Origin of the sequence: Solibacillus sp. CAU 1738 (assembly GCF_039888725.1) — a bacterium.
In the GTDB taxonomy this organism is placed as follows: Bacteria; Bacillota; Bacilli; order Bacillales_A; family Planococcaceae; genus Metasolibacillus.
In genome coordinates this window covers 253,645-274,295 of the sequence record NZ_JBDQQN010000002.1, presented here as the reverse complement: position 1 = coordinate 274,295, position 20,651 = coordinate 253,645, and the positions used below count along the sequence as shown (strand labels likewise).

Below are 20,651 nucleotides of genomic sequence, written 5' to 3'. Positions count from 1 at the left end.
TAGAGATATTCGGGGATTACTCTCCGAATATCTCTTTTTTTATTTGTGATGAGGTTGATTCGTTTGCATATTAAATAAATAACTTCTGGTATTAGATAAATATCTCAAGAAATTAGATAAATAATGCGGCTTTGTCCCTTTTTTAAATACTAGATTTGTGAAAATGAATACATAAAAGTACCTAAATATTTACAGAAAGTGCATTGCATTCCGTATGGGCAAGTGCTATCGTAAAAATCGAGGTGAAAGTCAATGAAACAGTTTGATTTAGCAATTATCGGAGCGGGTCCAGGTGGTTATGTAGCAGCTATCCACGCTGCGAAAAGTGGCTTGAAAGTTGCGTTAGTTGAAAAAGATAAAGTTGGTGGAGCGTGTTATAATGTCGGCTGTATCCCATCGAAAATTATGTTAGAGCATAGTAAGCTTGTACAAGAAATTCGACGGGGCACCGATTGGGGGATTACCGTACCAACAATTAATATTGATTTCCCTAAGCTGATGAAACGAAAAGATGCGGTAGTGGAACAATTATTAATAAATATTGAAGGGTTTATAGAACATACACAAATTACGATGTACCGCGGGGAAGCAAGTGTAACGGCGGAGCGAAAGATAATGGTTGGTGAGGAATCATTCACTGCGAAAAATGTTATTTTAGCAACTGGAAGCCGCCCATTTGTACCGCCGTTTAAAGGAATTGAAACAGCAAACTACTATACGACGGATACATTTTTTGATATTAAAGAACTTCCAAACGAACTAACGATTATAGGCGGAGGGGTTATTGCAATTGAAATGGCATTCGCATTAGCACCAATGGGCACGGAAGTAACCGTATTAAATCATAGTAAAGATATTTTACAAACAGAAGAGCCAGATGCACGCCCAATTATTAAAGAAAAGATGGCGCAACTTGGTATTAAGTTAGTAACGGAATTTACTTTTGAAGAAATTCGTGAGCATGAGATACAAACATCAATAGGTATATTCCAATACGAAAACCTATTGTTTGCAACAGGGCGTCGTCCAAACACGCAAATTGCCGAGGCGTTAGAGCTGGCGATGGACGGTCGATTAATTGCTGTGAATAACCATTATGAAACAAGTGTGCCGGGCATTTTTGCTATCGGTGATTTAGTTGGGGGCTTTCAGTTAGCTCATTCAGCGAGTGCAGAAGGTATCCATGCAGTTGATACGATTTTAGGTAAGCATCCTCGAGTCATTAATCAACAAGAAATTCCGCGTTGTGTATATACACATCCTGAAATTGCAACTTTTGGTATGCTAGAGCATGAAGCACCTGCTGATGCAATTGTGACGAAAATGTACTTACCGACAAATCCAAAAGCGCTTCTTGAAGGAAATATACAAGGCTTTATGAAATTTGTTGCTAGTCCAGAAGGAGATATTTACGGTGCTTGTGTAGTAGGGGATGGGGCTACAGAAATGATCAATGCAATGCTAGCTGCAAAAGTATCAGGCGGATCTGTGAAAGATTTAGCACGCATGATATTCCCACATCCAACAGTGAGCGAGCATATTGGAGACGCAGCTAGCGCGGTATTCGGTAAAGCAATACACTTAGCATAATAGATGAGGTTTAAATGATGACAGATGAATTAATTGCACTTGAAAAGCAAGTAGAGGACACTCTTTTTCGCTTAATGGAGCTTGAAGTAGAAGAAAACATTATTCAAATGGGCCAGCTGTTTGCAGAGCTTTTGGCCTCGTTGCAAGCTAATATGCTTATTAACTATAAACTAGAAGTACTTGTTGATACGGCAAGTTGTTTGCCAGAAACGCAGCTATTACTAGAAAGCTTGCTGGATGTGAAGCAACGTTATAGTAAACGCATGAGATTGCTTACTCACCGTGATATTTTGAAAGTCTGGTTACGGAAAAATAGCCAGTTTAAATCCGATTTTTTAACTAGAATGTTTTAATGAAAATCCATTATTGAAAAGACCGGTAATAATCGAATGTAATTTCAATATTTTTTTAGGAAAAGGTTACCTATTATTAAAGAGAAAATGAAGACTGGGCAACTCTGCATTAGTCCGGTCTTTTATTCATCTTCTTTTCTCCCCGGTACTAACATGGAGTGTATATCTAAAGTTAAATTAGGTTATTTTTTTCAATCTAGAGTTCAAAGTTACTTTAATTCTTTATACATCAGAATATGCGGACCTATAGGTGGATAATCAAAAACTTCACCGTGAGCATGAAAGCCTAATCTACTATAGTATTCTTGTACGTTTGTTCTACCTTTACACCATAAGAAATAAAAACCCTCGTCTTTAATTAAATTTTCTCCGTAATTTACAACCGCTCTTCCCGCTCCTATATTTCTATAATCTCCTAGAGTAGCCATTTGTCTTAAGCGATATTGTTTATCTATAGGGAAATCGGGATTTCTATCAACGATAAAGGATGCAACGCTTACTAGCATTCCTTGAAAAAATGCTCCAACATGAAATGCATAATCGTCATGATCCGTTTCATACATGGAATCTTCAAGAGTTTGATTAGGACGTAAAACAGTGTGTCTAATACTATAAGTCAGTTCAGGTTCGATTTTTCTAATTTCTAACATGCTCTTCTCTCCAATCTTTTTAATATCAATTTCTAAATAATTCTTCTAAAATCCTTCTAAGTACATATTTTTTTATTGAATCAGTATTGATGCGTGCTCTAATTTTTTAAAGTGAATTGATATAATATCGAAATGAAAATCAACTAGTAGTTGATAGCTGCGTTTGTCATATCTTTTTAGTTGATATACTATTATCTCCCTCCTAAATTATAATTAAGTTGGCCGGGATGTATGATGCGAATTTTCTGAACTCGCAAAAAAGTATATATTGTTAACAAATATTTCATTAGGTAAGTAATTTGTTTTGGAAACTAACACAATAAATTGAAAATTGGAGATGATGGATGTGATAGTAGTAACGACAGAACATATTGAAGGGTATAAAGTTGTCGATGTAAAAGGTCCTGTATTTGGGCTGATTGTAAGAAGTCGGGGGCTTGGTGGGGATATTATGGCAGGTTTAAAAGGATTAGTAGGAGGAGAAATTATGCAATATACTGCTATGCTTGAAGATTCCAGAAAAGAAGCTATAGATCGTATGATAAAAAATGCTCACCAAATGGGAGCGAATGCTATTATTATGATGCGATTCGATTCCGGGGAAATGGGTAGAAGCATGAGCGAAATTGTTGCATACGGAACAGCTGTTGTTTTGGAGAAGCTATAATGACGATTTGGGGCGGGATAAGTGTCTATATAATATTTCAAATTATTATTGCGATCATTTGCATCTTACTAGGATTTTTTATTTATGACAAACGATATAAACGCAATCAAGGAATAAAAGTCCCTAATGGTTTCCAGAAAACAGATGAAGTAAGTATTGACCCAGTTACAGGTGAAAAAATAAGAGTGTACTATAAACTAGAGACAGGAGAACGATTTTACAAAAAAGAAAAGTAGTTTTTAGTGCAATACTTTTTGTTTAAATATCTAAGTATCTCAGCTATGTAATTATTCAATAGCTTAATATTTTGTGGAATACACTTCAAGTGGTAAGAGTGAAGTGAAGTGAATTGTGGGAATAATTAATCTTTGATTGAAAGATTGCGAGTTAAGCGTTTTTATATTATATTGATTATAGGTGCCAAACCTAGTAAAGTTTCGACTTTACAACAAAAGCATCCATTAACGGCTCGGATTTGCCGGGAAGCTTTTGCTACAGAGCAGGGAGATGAGCCCCTGCTCGTTTTTTTTTTCATAATAACTATTCAGGCTTTCACAAAAGTAACTACTCTTTTGTGGAAGCCTTTTTTTTTTCTTATTTTTTAATAAACAAAAGGGGAGGAAACACATGACCTAGCAGGCATTTTTATGATAAAATTCGCATATTAGAAATGAACAGTGAGTTGATCATGATGGAAAGTCAAAAGTATGCAATTGTCGATTTGGAGACGACGGGACATTCTCCTGCAAATGGCGATCGGATGATTCAAATCGCAATTGTAGTGATGAGGGATTGGTGTATTGAAAAGACTTTTACATCCTTTATTCATCCAGGAAAGTCCATTCCTTTATTTATTCAAGATTTAACGAATATTACTGATACAGATGTAGCGGATGCTTTGCCATTTGAGGCGCATGCCGATTATATTTATGAGCTATTACAAGATGCGGTATTTGTTGCGCATAATACAGATTTTGACTTAGCGTTTTTGCAGGCAGAATTTAAAAGAGCTGGTTTACCGAAATGGCATGGCAAAAAAATTGATACGGTGGAGCTAGCGAAAATTTTATATCCAACATCACTTAGCTATAAACTTGGAGACTTAGCGCATGATTTGAATATTCCGCTCAAAAACGCACACCGCGCTGACGATGATGCGAAAGCAACTGCGCTATTACTAAAGGCATGTTGGGAAAAATTATTGCAGTTACCTCAAGTGACGCTCGAACAGTTGCATAAACGGTCATTTCGTTTGAAATCAGACATAGCGCAATTATTTTTCTCAGCTTTACACGAGAAAAGACAAACTGTATCACACGACGAAGATTATATAATTTATCAAAAAATTGCGATGAAGCGTTTCGAGAAGCGGAGTGCAACATATAAAAATGATGCGAAATATCCTAAAACACGAAAAGATAAAATGGAGCTACTGAAAAAGGCGGTGCCTAATTTTGAAGAACGTCCGTTGCAATTCCAAATGATGGATAAAATTTGGCATAGCTTACTAGACAAACAGGAAGTCGTAATTGAAGCATCTACAGGTATAGGCAAAACACTCTCATACTTATTACCTGCTTTTTATTATGCAAAAGAATCAGGTAGAAAAGTTGGAATTAGTACGTATACATCGCATTTATTAGATCAGTTATTAAACGAAGAAGTGACTAAGCTTGAAGCGATTACAGGTGAAAAAATTCATGTTGCGCTACTAAAGGGCATGCAAAATTATGTAGATGTAGAGCGCTTTGAAAAAATATTGAAAATGCAAGACGACTCGTATGACGAAACGCTTGCTATTATTCAAGTTCTTATTTGGCTTGTAAACACCGAAACGGGAGATTTAAATGAACTAAATGTGTCCGGTGGAGGTCAATTGTTTTTAGATAAAATTCGTAAAACGGTGCTTGAAACGAATATTCCATCTTATTTCGATTTTTATGAACGAGCTATATATAAAAGCAAGCATGCGGACCTAATTATTACGAACCATGCGATGCTACTTGCTGATTTAGTTCGACATGAGCAATTATTTAGTGAGATTGGTGGCTGGATTGTCGATGAAGCACATCAGTTTATTCAAGCGGCCGTTCAGCGCGATGAAAAAGTATTTTCATTTATGAACTGGAAATATTTATTTGGGCAAATTGGCTTGTACACAGATGAGCAACTCTTTTATCGTTTACAGCGTGTCGCATTGAAAAAGCATCGCGTATCAATGCAATTACTTCAACAAACAGAAAAGCGATTTATGCAAATGGTGACGCTATTTGACGAAGTAATGCAGTCATTTGTTGAAGCGCTGCAACCACATTTTAGAAATTCAAATAAGCATGAAATGAAGCAAACGATTTTCTTATCGGAAGTCGTAATTGATTATAAGCGTTTCGGGCAAGTTTCTGCTGCAATTCAAAATTGGATTGATTTAGCTGAGCAAGTACTACAAACGTTTCATGAACATACGGATGAAATTGCGCCTGAGCATCAATTTATTTTAGATGAATGGTTATATTGGATTCGTGAATTTAAAGTAAAAGTTGCAGAATGGGATGAAGTGTTTCTAATCCAGCATAATCATTATTCTGCATGGATTGAAGTCGATAAACGAAGCATTCCAGGTAGTGTGCAATTGTTTAAAAAACCGATTAATGTAACGACGGTTATTCAACAGTTATTTACACCTATTCGCGAGCGCGCCGCAGTCATTTGGACATCTGGAACATTAACTGTACCAAATAATGAGCGTTTTATTTCAGATCAGCTTGGCGTTAGTGCAGAGGTGCCTATCTATAAATTACAAGCACCAGCAAAATACTATGGTGGGGCAAAAGCTTTTGTTGTGACTGATATGCCCGAAATTCAGGTAGTATCACAAAATGATTATATTGAAGCGGTTGCACATGCGATTACACGTACTGTTCGTACAACGGAAGGGCGATGCTTCGTATTATTTACATCACAAGATATGCTGCGGAAAACAGTGGAACTGATACAAGAAAGTGAGCTATTAGAAGACTATATGTTGTTTGCACAAGGTGTGACAGCGGGAAGTCGAATGCGTCTACTAAAATCATTCCAAAAATTTAGTCAATCTGTCCTATTCGGAACAAATAGCTTTTGGGAAGGGGTCGACGTACCTGGTGATGGTCTTGCGTCAGTAATCGTCGTACGCTTACCGTTCTCTTCTCCAGATGAACCGACATTTAAAGCACGAGCGCAATATTTGCAATCAGAGGGGCGCAACCCATTTGCCGAATTATCGTTACCTGAAGCTATTTTACGTTTTAAGCAGGGCTTTGGACGGTTAATTCGTTCATCGCAAGATAAAGGTGTTTTAATCGTGTTAGATCGTCGAATTGATACTAAATCATACGGAAAAGAGTTTATTCGTGCATTACCGCCAATATCTGTTCAAAAACTACCTCTACAGCATATGGTACAAGCGCTTGGAACTTGGTATAATAACAAACATGAGTAAAGAAAGCAGGTTGACAACATGGAAAGTAAAGTCGAAGTATTATCAGTCGTAAAAGTAAACTATCAATCCGATTTATACAAGGTTGTAGATGCGCTAAATCGCACATTAAAGGACCAAGATTTAATGTTCGGTTTAGCATTGGATCGTGAAGATCAGGCCAAAGCTGTTTTCACAATCTACCGAACATAGGGTGATGTAATGAAAAACTGGATTATTTTTAGTACTGTCTTTCTCATCTCTTTGTCACTTGTTATTTCAGTTATAGTACTCTGGAAAGCCGATGCTCCATTCAATGGAATTGAAGAGCAAGCAGAACAACTAGCGCTTACGTCAAAGTCGCTTGCTATCGTTTCGGAGTCTTACACATACAATGGTAATAAGCCGTACGTTACTGTATTCGGGGTAGACGAATATGGTAAAGAAAAAGCAATTTTCGTTCCAATCAGCTTAGAAGAAAATTCGATTCAGGAAGTATTTTTGCAAGACGGTATTACTAAGGAACAGGCTTTATCGGTTTTAAGTAATGAGCCGTCTGTAAAAAAAATTCTTCATACAAAATTAGGCTTTGAAGAGCCCGGTGCAGTTTGGGAAATTACGTATTTAAACAATACCGACCAGCTCAACTATGTATATATATTGTTTGAAGACGGCGAATGGTGGAAACGCATTTTGAACTTATAGAGGAGTAGATCTCATTGAAACAATTATTAGCAAACCGTGTAAAAACTTTAACACCATCTTCAACTCTTGCAATTACTGCAAAAGCGAAAGAATTAAAAGAGCAGGGCATTGACGTAATTGGTTTAGGTGCTGGTGAACCAGACTTCAACACACCTCAAAATATTTTGGATGCTGCGATTGATTCTATGAATAAAGGCTTAACAAAGTACACACCAGCAGGGGGCTTACCTGTATTAAAGCAAGCGATTATTGACAAATTACAACGTGACAACGAACTTACATACAAAGCAAACGAAATTATCGTTGGTGTAGGGGCAAAGCATATACTTTACACATTGTTCCAAGTCATATTAAACGAAGGCGATGAAGTAATTATCCCAATTCCTTACTGGGTTTCATACCCAGAGCAAGTGAAATTAGCAGGTGGCGTACCTGTTTATGTAGAAGGTACACGTGAACAAGGCTATAAAATTACAGTAGATCAATTAGTGAATGCGATAACTGACAAAACGAAAGCAGTTATTATTAACTCACCATCAAATCCATCAGGTATGATTTATAGTCGCGAAGAACTTGAGGAAATAGCAAAAATTGCAGAAGAAAAAGATATTTTAATCGTTTCAGATGAAATTTATGAAAAGCTTGTATACAATGGTGTAGAACATTTTTCCATTGCACAGCTTTCTGAATCGATTAAAGCTCGTACAATCGTTGTGAACGGTGTAGCGAAATCTCACTCAATGACAGGCTGGCGTATCGGTTATGCAGCAGGTAATGCGGAGATTATAAATGCGATGACAGACTTAGCGTCTCACTCAACATCAAATGCAACAACAACTGCTCAATATGCAACAGTTGAAGCATATAACGGACCACAGACTGCTGTAGAAGAAATGCGTCAAGCATTCGAGTCTCGCTTAGAAAAAATTTATCCACAAGTTGCAGCAATCCCGGGCTTTAAAGTATTAAAGCCACAAGGTGCGTTTTACTTACTGCCAGACGTAGCAGAAGCAATTGAAAAAACAGGCTATGAAAACGTCGATGCATTTGCAGCAGCTCTTTTAACTGAAGCAAATGTTGCAGTAATCCCTGGCTCTGGCTTCGGTGCAGACACAACTATTCGCTTATCGTATGCGACATCATTAGAATTACTAGAAGAGGCAGTACGTCGTATTGACACATTTGTTAAATCAAAGTGGCAATAAGAACTACTCTCTAAAATTTGGAGGACAATATGAAGAAAATAATGATCAAAGATATGCCAAATCATATTGGTGAAACAGTAAAACTAGGCGCATGGCTTGCTAATAAACGTTCAAGCGGTAAAATTGCGTTTTTACAACTACGTGATGGCTCTGGTTTCGTACAAGGCGTTGTTGTAAAAGAAGAAGTAGGCGAAGACCTTTTTGCAGTTGCAAAAGGTATGACACAAGAAACATCGATGTATGTAATCGGCGAAGTAAAAGCAGATGAACGTTCAACATTTGGTTGCGAATTAAATGTAACGGGCATTGAAGTAATCCATGCTGCTACAGATTTCCCAATTACACCAAAAGAACACGGTACAGAGTTTTTAATGGATAACCGTCATCTTTGGTTACGTTCTCGTAAACAACACGCTATTATGAAAGTGCGTAACGAAATTATTCGTGCAACATACGAGTTCTTTAACAATAACGGCTTTACAAAAATGGACCCACCAATTTTAACTGGTTCAGCTCCTGAAGGTACTTCTGAACTATTTGCTACTAAGTATTTTGACGAAGATGCTTACCTATCACAGTCAGGTCAGCTTTATATGGAAGCGGCGGCTATGGCGTTAGGAAAAGTTTTCTCATTCGGTCCAACATTCCGTGCTGAAAAATCTAAAACACGTCGCCACTTAATCGAGTTTTGGATGATTGAGCCGGAAATGGCGTTTGTAGAACATGAAGAAAACTTAGAAGTACAAGAGCAGTATGTAGAGCATATCGTACAATCTGTATTAGCAAATTGTAAGCTTGATTTAGAGCGTTTAGGCCGCGATACTTCTAAATTAGAAAATATTCGCGCACCATTCCCACGTATTTCATATGATGATGCGATTAAATTCTTACATGAACAAGGATTTGACGATATTCAGTGGGGTGATGATTTCGGCGCACCACATGAAACAGCAATTGCGAACCATTACGACAAACCTGTATTCATTACGTGCTACCCAGTAGGAATTAAACCGTTCTACATGCAACCACACCCAGAGCGTGATGACGTTGTATTATGTGCGGACTTAATTGCTCCAGAAGGATACGGTGAAATCATTGGTGGTTCTGAACGTATTCATGACTATGATTTATTAAAATCTCGTCTTGAAGAGCATAACTTATCAATGGATGCATATGCTTGGTATTTAGAGTTACGTAAACAAGGTTCAGTTCCACACTCTGGCTTCGGTCTAGGTTTAGAACGTACAGTAGCATGGATTTCTGGTACAGAACATATTCGTGAAGCAATACCATTCCCACGTTTACTTAACCGTTTATATCCTTAATAATTATTTGTTTAGGCGTCCGAGTAATCGGGCGCCTAACGTTACTAAGAAGGGAGTCACGCCCAGATGAATAATTACAACCGACTCCGAACTTGGATAGAGCAGGGGAATGTGACAATTCCTCAGCTTTTTTTTCAGTTTTATAAGGAGCTCCACATTACTGACGATGAAGCTATTTTGCTTATGCATTTAATTGCGTTTCATGAAGAAGGAAATGATTTTCCGACACCATATGATTTAAAGGCGCGTACCCATTTTGCGGCTAACGATATCTCAATGAAACTTCAGCGATTACTGCAAAAAGGTTTTCTAGAAATTACGCAAGGTGTAGACGTAAACGGTAAAATTTTTGAAAAATATTCGATTTATCCATTATGGGATCGTATTTTAATGCTTCTGGAAACAAAGCAATTAGCCTCAACGGAAGCTGACCAGAAAAATGAAGAAGGCGAAATTTACTCGATGTTTGAGCAGGAATTTGGTCGTTTGCTGTCGCCAATAGAGCTTGAAACGATTGGTATGTGGATAGATAATGACCACCATTCACCCGCAATGATTAAAGAAGCATTAAAAGAAGCTGTTCTTGCTGGTAAAATCTCGTTGCGTTATATTGATCGTATTTTATTTGAGTGGAAAAAGAAAAATTTCACATCAGTGAAGCAAGTAGAACAACACTCTGAGCAGTTCCGAAAACGTACGATGACACAACACCAACACCAACACCAACCGACTAGTAAGCCAGCCCCGAAAGCAGCCTTTTATAACTGGCTTGAGGAAAGAGATTAAAGGAGACCATTATGTTAACAAAAAAGCAGTGGGAGCACTGTTTAGCGGAAATGGATCGTATGTTTCCAGATGCACATTGTGAATTAGTTCATGACAATCCTTTTGAATTAACGATTGCGACACTATTATCTGCACAATGTACAGATGTTCTCGTTAATAAAGTAACAAAAAATTTATTTCGAAAATATAAAACTCCAGAAGATTATTTAGCAGTTTCACTTGAAGAGTTGCAGGAGGATATTCGGTCAATTGGACTATATCGTAATAAAGCGAAAAACATCCAATTACTTTGCCAAAAGTTAATTAATGAATTCGACGGCGAAATACCTGCAAATCGTGAAGCTTTAGTAACATTACCAGGTGTAGGGCGAAAAACCGCAAATGTCGTTCTATCTGTTGCTTTCAACGTACCTGCAATGGCTGTCGATACTCATGTGGAGCGTATTTCGAAGCGCCTCGGTTTATGTCGCTGGAAAGATTCAGTACTTGAAGTAGAAGAAGCGATAATGAAAAAAACGCCAATTGAAAAATGGTCGAGAGCGCATCATCAAATGATTTTCTTTGGGCGCTATCATTGTAAAGCGCAAAATCCAGGCTGTCATGAATGCCCGTTGTTTGCCGATTGTCGTGAGGGGCAAAAGAGGATGAAAAAGGGGCTTGTTAAGCAATGATTGATGTAAAAAAAGAAGGTATTACTAAAGAAGTTGTTGATCAGTGGTACTCGGAGTGGGAAGTATTACGTGAACAGATTCATGTAGCCCATAATGCCAGAAATGGCGAAGCAAAAGACTTAATGGAGCGGGGCATTGTTAATTTTCTCAACTTTGTAGTAGGAGCGTCTGACATAGATGAGTATGATGCAACTGCTGATTATGAAGTATTACCAATTAACGGCAAAGAACGCATTGCCTTTATTCAAGCTAAGCCTGGCCAATACGCATGCTATCGTCAGCTAGATGAATTATATAAAGAAACGAAAAAACGCTGTGCTAGATTGCGCTTGAAATCATAGATAGGAATTATCTCAAGGGAAATTGAGATAATTCCTTTTTTATGTTCTATAAATATAGTTTTAAAAACTGTATAACATATAGGTGGGATTATCTGGTAATGAAAAACTGCTTTTAAATAGAGAAAAATGAAATATTGTAGCTAAATCGGTTTTGAAAATAATTTTCAAAAATAAAAAAAAACAGAAAATTATTTACATTTTTGAAAAGGTAGTATATGATTACCTGTAAGCGTTACCAGGAATTTATTAGGGGTGTTGGTTGTTAGTGGTAGTCCGCCCTGAGGAGGGATATGGAAAATTACTTATACTGTATTTTCTTGTTTTTGTGTTAAATAACATAAGGGCTTATTACATTACTTTTAGGTGGGGTCAAGGTGAACTTGGAAAAATTTAAAGGAATATTTCCTGCTTTTTATGCTTGTTATGATGATGTAGGGGAAATTTCAGAGAATCGAACAAAAGAATTATGTAGCTATTTACTCAATAAAAACGTCCAAGGTCTATACGTTGGAGGAAGTTCAGGAGAATGTATTTATCAAAGCCTTGAAGAAAGAAAAGCGACATTAAAGTTTGTTTCAGAAAGTTTGAGAGGAAAGTGCACTTTAATCGCTCATGTCGGGGCACCATCCACTAGAGATAGTGTGATTCTAGCAAAATATGCTGAGGAATTAGGCTATGATGCTTTATCAGCCATTCCACCGATCTATTTTAAACTTCCTGAAAGCTCAATTTATAAGTATTGGACAGAAATTATGGATTCAACTGAATTGCCATTTATTATTTATAACATTCCTCAAACGACAGGATATAGCCTTTCTATGCAATTATTTAAGAGATTACTAGAGAATAAAAAGGTTATAGGAATTAAGAATTCTTCAATGCCAGTAATGGATATTGAACGATTTAAAGCAGTTGAAGAAAATCTAATCGTATTTAACGGGCCAGATGAACAATATGTTTCTGGGAGATTAATAGGTGCAGATGGTGGAATAGGTGGAACGTACGGAGTGATGCCAGAACTTTTCTTAATGGCTGAACAGTTTGTGTTAACAGGAAACTTCAATGCTGCTAGAGGAATTCAAAGAGATATCAATGACATTATTATCGCATTATGTTCATTAAATGGCTCTATGTACTCTGCTATTAAAGAAGTTTTGAAATTAAATGGAGTTAATATTGGAAGTGTAAGGGGTCCATTAGAGCCAGTATCAGGAGAAGACCTCAACAAAATAGAAGGAATTAAAGGGTTAATTGACCAAGCGATTACTACCTATTCAAAGGGAATTTAATGAAAAGAAGATTCTAATACATTGGGCAAGGGACACGTACAAATGAATAACATTAACTTCATGCATCTTGTTGAAAAAGGGAACAAGCTATTATCACATCTTGTTTTTAATAAAATCAAAAGTATGTTACTACGTTAATTGGAAAATAAGGGGGAGTAGTTTATGATTAAAAATCGTTTTTTAACAATAAGTTTGGCAATCGTGCTTGTACTGTCAATATTGGCAGGTTGTACAGGAAGCGGTGGATCTAGTAAGGACAGTGCTTCAAATGGTGAGGTTGAAATAAAAGTATGGTTAACTCCGCAGTGGAAGGGCGTTTTAGATGCTTCTGAAGATGGGGCTGATTATGATAGCTTCTTCAAACATGCAGCAAAAAGATTCTCTGAAGAGTACAAGGATCATAAAGTTAAAGTAACTGTAGAGGTAGTGGCAGGTGACCAAAGGGATGAGCTTTTAAACGTAAATCTTAATGGTGGTACTCCTCCGGATGTTTTCTTTGAGAGCGTTTTTGCTATGGGTGACTATGCTCATAGAGGTGCACTAGTACCTTTAAATGATATCGTGGATGATGAAGCTAAAAAAGATATTGCACAAAGTCATTGGGATAATGTTACATTTGGCGACGATATTTACTTCTATCCATTCTCACAAAACCCAGGTACGCTAACTTATAACGCTGATATGTTTAAAGCAGCTGGGCTTGAAAAGTATATTGGTGGAGAAGAAGAAATTAAGACTTGGACTTTAACTGAGTATGAGGAAATTCTTAATGCCCTGAAAGCGAATTTACCTAAAGACAAATATTCAAATGCCTATCCAATGGGATTATATGCTTTGAATAACCAAGGGGATACATGGAATCTTGCTTATTTAAGAATGTTCGGAAATCAATTCTTTGATAACGAAGGTAATTTAATTATTAATGATGAAAATGGTGTTAAAGCTGCAAATTGGTTAAAGAAAATCTACGATGATGGATTAACAAATCCTGGTGCAGAGTCCGTTTCTTCAAATGATGTGAACGCAATGTTCCAAAATCAACAGCTTGCAGTTAGTTTTACAAATGCAATCTTATTTAATAATGCAAAGGCTGATATGGAAAGCGGCAAAGCACCTAAATTTGATATTCGACTTGCGAATATTCCATCTGCAAGTGGCGATCCATTAACATTCACTTATGTGACAGGGGCAACTGTTTTTGATACGAAAGATGAAACTAGAATTAAAGTTAGTAAAGATTTTGTGAAATTTATCTCAACAGATCCTGAACTTGTTAAGGCTTCGAAAAATGGTGTACCAGTTAGAACATCTGTTGCAAAAGAGTTTAGTGCAGAAAAACCTTTCTTTGCAGCATATTCTGCTAACGATCAATACATGTTTAACTTTACTGGTAACGTACCAGGTTACAGCCAATTAAGACAAGTTCTTTATCCAGAACTACAAGCTTTATATACTGGTTCAAAAACTGCAAAAGAAGTAGTGGAAAGTTACCAAACAAAAGGTAATGAAGTAATTGAAAGTTCGAAAGCAGATTCAGTTATTTATAAGTAGTAGGTTTTAAAGTATATGACTTTACAACAATCAAGCCCCTTTTTGGGGCTTGAATTGTAGAAAGGTAAATGATGTAAATGAAAATCATCAAACAATCTTATAAAGAAAATCTAACAGGATACTTGTTCATCGCTCCTCAAATTTTACTTTTTTTAATCTTTTTAGTTTACCCTATTATTGAAGGAGTAAGATTAAGTTTATTTAAAATAAGCTACCAAGATGAAGTGTTTGTTGGATTTGACAACTATAGAAGATTATTTAGTGATCCTGTTTTTATTCAATCGACTATTAACACAGTTATTTTTGTTGTATTCATTGTGGCATTAACAGTTGGTTTTGCAATCTTCGTTTCCGCTGCTATTTTTGATAAAAATGCCAAATATGTGTCTTTTATAAGAGGTGCTTATTACATTCCTGTAATGGTTTCCATGGTAGTAATGAGTATGATTTGGAGCTTTTTACTAAATCCAGCTAACGGTTTAATTCCTTTCATAGCAAGGGAAATGGAGATCGTATCAGTGAATTTCTTAGGTGATACGAAGTGGGTATTGCCAGTAATTATTTTCGTAACATTTGCGACGAATGTCGGCCAAGCAATCATACTTTACATAGCTTCTATGATTGGGGTGCCAAAGGAACTTTTAGAAGCAGCCGAGGTAGATGGTGCAAGTAAAATAAAAGTAGTCTTTAAAATTATCATTCCAATGGTTAAGCCAACAACTATTTACATTATTATTATGAATATTATTGCAGTTTTAAAGATATTTGTTGTTATCCAACTATTAACTGGTGGAGGACCAAACAATGCATCTACAACTCTTATGTACTATTTATATAATAATGCCTTCAAGTATAATCAGCTCGGAATCGCATCTGCTGTAGGTGTCATTATGTTTTTAATTACATTAGCTTTATCAATTCCGCAGCTAAGAGCTATGTTTAAAGAGAATTAGAGGTGAAAAGTATGTTTAAAAATAGATTAAAGAGTAGAGGGAAACTGGATACAGTAGCAAATTTCATTGTACTATTTTTTGCTGTTTTAAGCTTGTTCCCACTTTACTGGCTTGTGACAAGCTCTTTTAAGAACAGCTCGGATGTTGTTAAAATGCCACCCGATTGGTTCCCAAAAACTTTTACTGTTAGCAACTATACGGATGTTTTCAATAATCAACCTGCTTTCACATGGGCGTACAATAGTTTATTTGTAGCTATAGTTTCTACGCTTGCCTTAATTATTGTTAGTACCCTTGCAGCTTATGCATTTTCAAAGCTTAAGTTTAAAGGGAAAAATATACTGTTCGTTATTTTTATTTCAAGTCTCATGATTCCAAAAGAAGTTATGATTGTTCCGCTATTTAGAATTATTCAGGACTTCAATATGGTTAATACTCTAAGTGGGATGATTTTCCCTAACATTGCAACAGCTTTTGGCGTATTTTTACTTAAGGGATTCTTCGATACGATTCCAGATTCATTAAGAGAAGCTGCGAAAATCGATGGAGCTAGTGAATTTAAAATCTTTTACAAAATCATGCTTCCTTTAGCTAAACCGGGTATTGGGGCATTATTTATCCTTAACTTTGTTCAAGTATGGAATGACTATTTATGGCAACTTGTAGTAGGACAAAGTGCGAATTCAAAAACGTTAATGGTAGGTATCGCTACCTTGATGCAAGATTTAAATCCAAACTTTGCCTATAAAATGGCTGGTGCAACTGTAGCGGCAATTCCTATGCTACTAATATTTATTTTCTTCCAAAAGTATTTCACAAAAGGAATTACGCTTGGATCGGATAAATAATATTTTTCTATATGGGGATGTATATGTATGAATAGTAAGCAAAAAATATTTGATCTCATCCATGGACAATTAATTGTTTCATGTCAAGCACTTCCAGAAGAGCCGCTTCATAGCCCTTTTATTATGAGTAAACTTGCTTATGCTGCAATGCTTGGAGGAGCTAAGGGAATACGTGCAAATAGTGTTGAAGATATAAAGGAAATAAAAAGAGAAGTTCAATTACCTATCATCGGAATTATTAAGAGTGTCTATGAAGGGTCGGATGTATTTATCACACCGACTAATCAAGAAATTGAACTACTATATCAGGAGGGCGTAGATATTATTGCCCTGGATGCAACAAAAAGAATTAGACCTGATGGCAAGACTATTGGCGAAGTTTTTCCTGAAATAAGAGCAACATATAAAGAGCAAATTTTTATGGCGGACTGCTCTACTTATGAAGAGGCAGTAGAGGCTTATAAATTAGGGTTTGACTGCTTAGGTACAACATTAAGCGGTTATACGGAATATACAAAGGGTAATCATTTACCAGATCTACAGTTGATTGAACGATTAGTTCAGGATTTTCCTATACCTGTAATTGCTGAAGGTGGGATTTGGACTCCAGAGGAACTAAAGCAAGTTTTTGAACTGGGAGTACATGCTGCAGTAGTTGGTACTGCTATAACTAGACCTATGGAAATTACAAAAAGATTTATAAATGCCATTAAAGGATAAGTTCTTTTTAAAAAGAAGTTTATTCTACATTAAAGCTTATATGTAGAGGATGACTAAAGTGAAAATACTAGCGGCCGATATTGGTGGGACATCTATTAAAGTTGTTATCTCTGATAAAGATGGCAATATAGAAACATTTAATGAATTCGATACAGAAAGTGAAAAAGGTGGAAAATATTTAGTTGAAAAACTAATTAAGATATTAAATGAGTATCAGGATTTTGATGCGATTGGTATAAGCACTGCAGGACAGGTTAATAGCGAAGAAGGTTCAATAATATATGCCAATGAAAACATTCCCAACTACACAGGCACACAATTAAAAAAGATTTTAGAGAAACAATTTAAAGTGCCTGTTAAAGTTGAAAATGATGTAAATGCAGCTGCTTTAGGAGAACAGTACTTTGGAGCTGCAAAAGAGTTTAATGATTTTCTATGTTTAACTTATGGTACAGGTATTGGTGGTGCCATCGTTGTAGATTCTAAAATTTATAAAGGATTTAATGGTTTAGCAGCTGAATTTGGGCATATTATTACCCACCCTTTAGGCAATAAGTGTAACTGTAGTAAAGTAGGTTGCTATGAAACATACGCTTCAACAACCGCTTTAGTAAATAGGGCAAAGGAAATATCTCCAGATTGTATAAACGGTCGAGTAATTTTTGATAGGATAAATAAGGGGGATGAAAGTTTAGTAACGGTCCTTCAAAATTGGATCGAGGAGGTAGCTTTTGGCCTCGTCTCCCTTAATCATATTTTTAACCCACCGGCAATTATTTTAGGTGGTGGGGTTATGGAGCAGGAAAGTGTTGTAAATATGATATCAAGCAAAGTTCTAGAGTTAACGATGGAGAGTTTTTCGAATGTAAAAATTGTGAAATCCTCTCTTGGAAATAAAGCTGGTGTCTTAGGTGCAGTCTCACTTCATTTATCCTCAAATAGTTAGAAGGAGTCGTAAAATGGCAAACCAAGATATATTTTCACTTATTAATTCAAGGTATAATTCATTAACTAATACTGAAAAAAAAGTAGCTGATTATATCCTTGAAAATATAAAGGACGTCATCTACATGTCGATAACCGATTTAGCTGACGCGTGTAACGTGGGTGAATCAAGTGTTTTTAGATTTTGTAAGCAAATGGATTTTAAAGGATATCAAGAGTTTAAAATTGTTTTAGCTCATAGTATTTCTCTTGATAATGAACCCCCACAACTTTCTAGTAGAATTACAATGCAAGATACAATTGGGGAACTAGCGTCTAAAGTTTTATCTTCAAATGTAAATGCACTTACAGAAACTTATAACTTAATTACAGAAAATGATATTTCTAATGCAGTTGAGAGTATGGTTCAAGCAGAAAGAATTCATTTTTTTGGGGTAGGCTCTTCCTTAATGACAGCGATGGAAGCAAAAAACAAGTTTATGAGGATTACAAATAAAACGGAGTGCTCTTTAGACTCTCATCTTCAAATTATGTCTGCTGCTTTAATGACAGAGAAAGATGTAGCTATATTAATTTCCTATTCTGGCTCAACAAAAGATACTATTGAAGTGGCAAAAGTGGCAAAAGAAAGAGGAGCGAAGATTATTTCAATTACTAGATTTGCTAAATCTCCTTTAACAAGTTTTTCTGATATTACGTTGCTTTGTGGTGCAAATGAAGGCCCACTTCAGGGAGGCAGTTTATCTGCAAAGATATCACAGCTTTATCTATTGGATTTGTTGTACTTTGAATATTTTAAAAGAACTAGTAAGGAAGCTCTTCACAACAAAGAACTAACTGCAAAATCTGTTATTGAAAAGATGTTGTAAAACGGGAGAGGATCATTAGTTAAATGAAGGATAGAAAGGGAGAGATATTTTTTTTGAAAAAAGATTTGAATGCTCCTGCTTTCCTTCCATTTTAACTATTTTCATTTTTGGACAGGAGAATTATGCTTCCACAAAGACAGTTGCTAATTGTAGCAAAAGAAATGTGGATTGCTGGAATTGACAAGTTTTACACGGAGCTGATTCTCCAAAAAATATTGCTGCTGCAATCCGCCAAAGCTTTACTAAAGAGTGACTTGTCAAGTATCAAGCGTTACAGAACTGAAAAGGACAAGCGGAAGTTGTGTTAAAAGTGAAATGCTTTTGCATATATAGCACTCCTGATTAAATGGCTGAAATTTTTTTAATAAAATTTATCTGAAAATTCCTAATAAAGAAGTTGTAGATATTGATATATTCGAATCTAGCTATAAATGAGGTTATCAAAGTTTATTAACTGGGTTAAATAAAAATACTTAAAGACTAGTAATGGGCTACAAGTATTTTTATTAATATAAAATACAAGGAGGAAAGAGTATGAGAAAGATTTGGGTAGCAGCAGTTGCATCAGTGTTGGTTTTGAGTGGTAATATCGCAGGAAAAGCAAACGCATCAGAGGGTGAGAATTCAGTGGGGAAAATATTATGGGAACATGCAGGCGAGCTAGAGGCACAAAAGGGATTTGAAAAGAATATTGGGACGGCAGGAGTATTGTCAGGATCTTATAAAGATTATGTAATAGTTGGAGGGGGAGCGAATTTCCCATATGAAACTGTTTTAAATGGAGGGGCAAAGAAACATTATTCAGATATATATGTATTAAAAAATGATAAAAACAAATTAAAAATGGTAGAACATACTAATCTTGACCATGAAATAGGATATGGATCTTCTGTTACGACAGAAAAAGGGGTTTATTATATCGGGGGAAGTCCTGAGAAAGACTATGCAGACGATATTACTTTGCTAACTGTTGATAAAAATGAAAAATTGAAAGTGAAAAAAATAGGAGATTTACCATTCACTATTAATGATGGTATAGCAGCTGAGCAAGATGGAAAACTGTATATTGGACTTGGAAAGCAAAATGGGAAAGATAGCAATAAATTGTACGAATACGATCTAAAAACTTTAAAAACAAAAGAGTTAGCTCCAATTCCAGGAGAAAGTGTAAGAAATCAAAGTGTAGCGCAAATTTTAAATGGCGATCTATACGTATTTAGCGGTGGGGGCTCTATTGCTTACACAGATGGGTATAAATACAATATCAAAACAAATAAGTGGTCAAAAGTTTCTTCAGTAAAACTAGGTAATAAGGAAATATCCTTACTAGGGGCAAATTCAGTAAAATTAAACAAGGATGAGATGCTGGTAATAGGAGGATTTAATAAAGGTATTTATGATAATGCAGTTAAAAACCTAGGTTCTTTACAAGGAGAAGAGTTAGCGGCGTTTAGAACTAAATACTTTACTGCAGATCCTTATGAGTTTAATTGGAATAAAGATATGCTAATATATAATGCAAAGAAGGATACTTGGAGATCTATAGGGAAGGTTCCTTTTGATGCACCATGTGGTGAAGGTTTAGTGTTGATGGGTAAAAATATTTATTCCATTAATGGAGAAATCAAGCCTGGAGTTAGAACAAATGCAATTTATTCAGGCACAATAGTAACTGTTAGCCGGTAATTAAATAACGCAAGTACCACACCTGACAAATAGGTACGATAGA

At 36.0% G+C, this 20,651-nt stretch carries 21 protein-coding genes; 20 read left to right on the top strand and 1 reads right to left on the bottom strand.

The features are described from left to right. Window positions 1–252: 252 nt before the first annotated feature. Window positions 253–1,590 (top strand): dihydrolipoyl dehydrogenase, encoded by a 1,338-nt coding sequence (lpdA, locus tag AAFN87_RS06415; RefSeq protein WP_347790217.1) that lies wholly within the window; start codon window positions 253–255, stop codon window positions 1,588–1,590. A gap of 14 nt (window positions 1,591–1,604) precedes the next feature. Next, window positions 1,605–1,943, top strand: coding sequence for a hypothetical protein (locus AAFN87_RS06410; protein ID WP_347790216.1), 339 nt, complete (start codon window positions 1,605–1,607; stop codon window positions 1,941–1,943). 209 nt (window positions 1,944–2,152) lie between these two features. Here the strand turns inward: AAFN87_RS06410 and AAFN87_RS06405 are convergent, their stop codons facing one another. Continuing rightward, window positions 2,153–2,593, bottom strand: coding sequence for a GNAT family N-acetyltransferase (locus tag AAFN87_RS06405; RefSeq protein WP_347790215.1), 441 nt, complete (start codon window positions 2,591–2,593; stop codon window positions 2,153–2,155). A gap of 346 nt (window positions 2,594–2,939) precedes the next feature. On the opposite strand from AAFN87_RS06405, the gene AAFN87_RS06400 reads away from it, so the two are divergent. The 18 genes from AAFN87_RS06400 to AAFN87_RS06315 all read left to right on the top strand — a co-directional run bounded on the left by AAFN87_RS06400 (window position 2,940) and on the right by AAFN87_RS06315 (window position 20,608). Then, window positions 2,940–3,260, top strand: a complete 321-nt coding sequence (locus tag AAFN87_RS06400; protein ID WP_347790214.1) for a YbjQ family protein — start codon at window positions 2,940–2,942, stop codon at window positions 3,258–3,260. Beyond that, the gene (locus AAFN87_RS06395) at window positions 3,260–3,496 is read left to right on the top strand and encodes a hypothetical protein (protein ID WP_347790213.1); all 237 of its coding nucleotides are present in this window, start codon (window positions 3,260–3,262) and stop codon (window positions 3,494–3,496) included. The genes AAFN87_RS06400 and AAFN87_RS06395 overlap by 1 nt, the downstream gene beginning before the upstream one ends. Window positions 3,497–3,948: 452 nt before the next feature. Beyond that, window positions 3,949–6,738, top strand: a complete 2,790-nt coding sequence (gene dinG / locus AAFN87_RS06390; protein WP_347790212.1) for an ATP-dependent DNA helicase DinG — start codon at window positions 3,949–3,951, stop codon at window positions 6,736–6,738. Between the two features lie 18 nt (window positions 6,739–6,756). Next, complete coding sequence (locus AAFN87_RS06385) at window positions 6,757–6,927, top strand: YpmA family protein (protein ID WP_347790211.1); 171 nt, start codon at window positions 6,757–6,759, stop codon at window positions 6,925–6,927. A gap of 9 nt (window positions 6,928–6,936) precedes the next feature. Continuing rightward, entirely contained in the window at window positions 6,937–7,419 is a 483-nt protein-coding gene (locus tag AAFN87_RS06380) for a cell wall elongation regulator TseB-like domain-containing protein (protein ID WP_347790210.1), read from the top strand. A 14-nt stretch (window positions 7,420–7,433) separates the two neighbouring features. After that, window positions 7,434–8,624, top strand: a complete 1,191-nt coding sequence (locus AAFN87_RS06375) for a pyridoxal phosphate-dependent aminotransferase (protein WP_347790209.1) — start codon at window positions 7,434–7,436, stop codon at window positions 8,622–8,624. A 29-nt stretch (window positions 8,625–8,653) separates the two neighbouring features. After that, complete coding sequence (asnS, locus tag AAFN87_RS06370; protein WP_347790208.1) at window positions 8,654–9,949, top strand: asparagine--tRNA ligase; 1,296 nt, start codon at window positions 8,654–8,656, stop codon at window positions 9,947–9,949. Between the two features lie 66 nt (window positions 9,950–10,015). Further along, window positions 10,016–10,735, top strand: a complete 720-nt coding sequence (locus AAFN87_RS06365; RefSeq protein ID WP_347790207.1) for a DnaD domain-containing protein — start codon at window positions 10,016–10,018, stop codon at window positions 10,733–10,735. An 11-nt stretch (window positions 10,736–10,746) separates the two neighbouring features. Beyond that, window positions 10,747–11,406, top strand: a complete 660-nt coding sequence (gene nth, locus AAFN87_RS06360; RefSeq protein WP_347790206.1) for an endonuclease III — start codon at window positions 10,747–10,749, stop codon at window positions 11,404–11,406. Next, window positions 11,403–11,747: a YpoC family protein gene (locus AAFN87_RS06355; protein WP_347790205.1), complete on the top strand. Its 345-nt coding sequence runs from the start codon at window positions 11,403–11,405 to the stop codon at window positions 11,745–11,747. Before nth ends, AAFN87_RS06355 begins: the two co-directional genes overlap by 4 nt. A gap of 374 nt (window positions 11,748–12,121) precedes the next feature. Then, window positions 12,122–13,036, top strand: coding sequence for a dihydrodipicolinate synthase family protein (locus AAFN87_RS06350; protein ID WP_347790204.1), 915 nt, complete (start codon window positions 12,122–12,124; stop codon window positions 13,034–13,036). Between the two features lie 162 nt (window positions 13,037–13,198). Further along, window positions 13,199–14,587: an ABC transporter substrate-binding protein gene (locus tag AAFN87_RS06345; protein WP_347790203.1), complete on the top strand. Its 1,389-nt coding sequence runs from the start codon at window positions 13,199–13,201 to the stop codon at window positions 14,585–14,587. Window positions 14,588–14,664: 77 nt separating this feature from the next. Continuing rightward, window positions 14,665–15,540 carry a carbohydrate ABC transporter permease gene (locus tag AAFN87_RS06340; protein ID WP_347790202.1) on the top strand — a complete coding sequence of 292 codons (876 nt, stop codon included), beginning with the start codon at window positions 14,665–14,667 and terminating at the stop codon, window positions 15,538–15,540. Window positions 15,541–15,551: 11 nt separating this feature from the next. Next, window positions 15,552–16,388 carry a carbohydrate ABC transporter permease gene (locus tag AAFN87_RS06335; protein WP_347790201.1) on the top strand — a complete coding sequence of 279 codons (837 nt, stop codon included), beginning with the start codon at window positions 15,552–15,554 and terminating at the stop codon, window positions 16,386–16,388. Between the two features lie 27 nt (window positions 16,389–16,415). Continuing rightward, window positions 16,416–17,108 carry an N-acetylmannosamine-6-phosphate 2-epimerase gene (locus AAFN87_RS06330; RefSeq protein ID WP_347790200.1) on the top strand — a complete coding sequence of 231 codons (693 nt, stop codon included), beginning with the start codon at window positions 16,416–16,418 and terminating at the stop codon, window positions 17,106–17,108. 58 nt (window positions 17,109–17,166) lie between these two features. Continuing rightward, on the top strand, window positions 17,167–18,054 hold the full coding sequence (locus AAFN87_RS06325) for an ROK family protein (protein ID WP_347790199.1): 888 nt from the start codon (window positions 17,167–17,169) through the stop codon (window positions 18,052–18,054). 13 nt (window positions 18,055–18,067) lie between these two features. Next, window positions 18,068–18,922: a MurR/RpiR family transcriptional regulator gene (locus AAFN87_RS06320; protein ID WP_347790198.1), complete on the top strand. Its 855-nt coding sequence runs from the start codon at window positions 18,068–18,070 to the stop codon at window positions 18,920–18,922. A gap of 534 nt (window positions 18,923–19,456) precedes the next feature. Next, window positions 19,457–20,608: a cyclically-permuted mutarotase family protein gene (locus AAFN87_RS06315; RefSeq protein ID WP_347790197.1), complete on the top strand. Its 1,152-nt coding sequence runs from the start codon at window positions 19,457–19,459 to the stop codon at window positions 20,606–20,608. The last annotated feature ends 43 nt before the right edge of the window (window positions 20,609–20,651 follow it).